Annotated in this window: 1 protein-coding gene; it reads left to right on the top strand. The window is 75.8% G+C overall.

Annotation, left to right across the window (positions count from 1 at the left end; translation table 11 throughout):
• Positions 1 to 1,813 (top strand): type I polyketide synthase (locus VR45_RS40765; RefSeq protein WP_045945030.1); only part of this gene is annotated, 1,813 nt, incomplete at both ends.

Below are 1,813 nucleotides of genomic sequence, written 5' to 3'. Positions count from 1 at the left end.
CCCTGGCCATGGACCCGCAGCAGCGACTGCTGCTCGAAACCTCCTGGGAGGCGATCGAGCGCGCCGGCATCGACCCGGCGTCCCTGCACGGCACCCCGACCGGGGTCTTCGCCGGCGCCTCCTACCAGGGCTACGGCGGCACCCTGCGCGACGTCCCCGAGGAGTTGGAGGGCCTGTTCATCGCGGGCATCTCCACCAGCGTCCTGTCCGGGCGGGTCGCCTACCAGCTCGGCCTCCAGGGGCCCGCCGTGACCGTGGACACGGCCTGCTCCTCGTCGCTGGTGGCGGTCCACCTCGCCGCGCAGTCGCTGCGCTCGGGCGAATGCGCGCTGGCCCTGGCCGGCGGTGTCACGGTGATGGGCACCCCGCTGTCGTTCACCGGCTTCAGCCGGCAGCGCGGGCTCGCCGAGGACGGCCGCTGCAAGTCCTTCGCCGCCTCGGCGGACGGCTTCGGCATGGCCGAGGGCGTGGGCCTGCTGCTCCTGGAACGCCTCTCCGACGCCCGCCGCAACGGCCACCCGGTGCTCGCGGTGCTGCGTGGCTCGGCCATCAACCAGGACGGCGCGAGCAACGGGCTGACCGCGCCCAGCGGTCTGGCCCAGCAGCGGGTGATCCGCGACGCGCTGGCGAACGCCCGGCTGACGGCCGCCGACGTGGACGCCGTCGAGGCGCACGGCACCGGGACCAGGCACCCTCGGCGACCCGATCGAGGCAGACCCGATCGAGGCGACGCACTGCTGGCCACCTACGGCCAGGACCGCCCGTTGTGGCTCGGGTCGCTGAAGTCGAACATCGGGCACACCCAGGCCGCCGCCGGGGTCGGCGGCATCATCAAAATGGTGCTGGCCATGGAGCACGGCGAGCTGCCGCAGACCCTGCACATCGACCGGCCGTCCCCGAACGTCGACTGGACGGCGGGCGCCGTCGCCCTGCTGACCGAGGCCGCGCCCTGGCCGGAGACCGGCCGACCGCGCCGGGCCGGAGTGTCCTCGTTCGGCCTGAGCGGCACCAACGCCCATGTCGTCGTCGAGCAGCCGCCCGCCGAGCCCGCACCCGCCGCCGACCCGCCCGCCGGGTCCGGTGCGACGGATCCGGACCCCTCGCGGGCCGCCGTCCCGTGGGTCCTGTCCGGGCGGACCGCCGAGGCGGTGAAGGCCCAGGCGGAACGGCTGCACGCGCACCTGACGGAGCACCCGGAGCTGTCGTCCGTCGACGTCGGCTACTCGCTGGCCACCACCAGGACCGCCTTCGAGCACCGAGCGGCCGTCGTCGGCGCCGACCGCGCGACCCTGCTGGGCGGCCTGGCCGCGCTGGCCGCGGGGGACCGCGCACCCGGCCTGGTCGAAGGCACCGTCGCCCGGTCGGCCAGGACCGTCCTCGTCTTCCCCGGCCAGGGCTCCCAGTGGGCCGGCATGGCCCGGGAACTGCTCGACCGGGCCCCGGCCTTCGCCGACCGGATCGCGGCCTGCGAGCGCGCCCTCGCCCCGCACCTGGACTGGTCGCTGCTCGCGGTCCTGCGGGAGGAGCCCGACGCGCCCCCGCTGGACCGGGTGGACGTGGTGCAGCCGGCGCTGTTCGCCGTGATGGTGTCGCTGGCCGAGCTGTGGCGGGCGCACGGCATCGTCCCCGACGCCGTGGTCGGCCACTCCCAGGGGGAGATCGCCGCCGCCTGCGTGGCCGGCGCGCTGTCGCTGGACGACGCGGCCCGGATCGTCGCCCTGCGCAGCCGGGCCCTGCTGGCCCTGACCGGGCGCGGCGGCATGCTGTTCGTGCCGCAGCCGGTCGAAGCCGTACGCGACACACTGTCCGGCCG

It is taken from the genome of Streptomyces sp. NRRL S-495, from assembly GCF_000966955.1.
In the GTDB taxonomy this organism is placed as follows: domain Bacteria; phylum Actinomycetota; class Actinomycetes; order Streptomycetales; family Streptomycetaceae; genus Kitasatospora; species Kitasatospora purpeofusca.
This window is presented reverse-complemented; position numbering and strand designations above follow the sequence as displayed.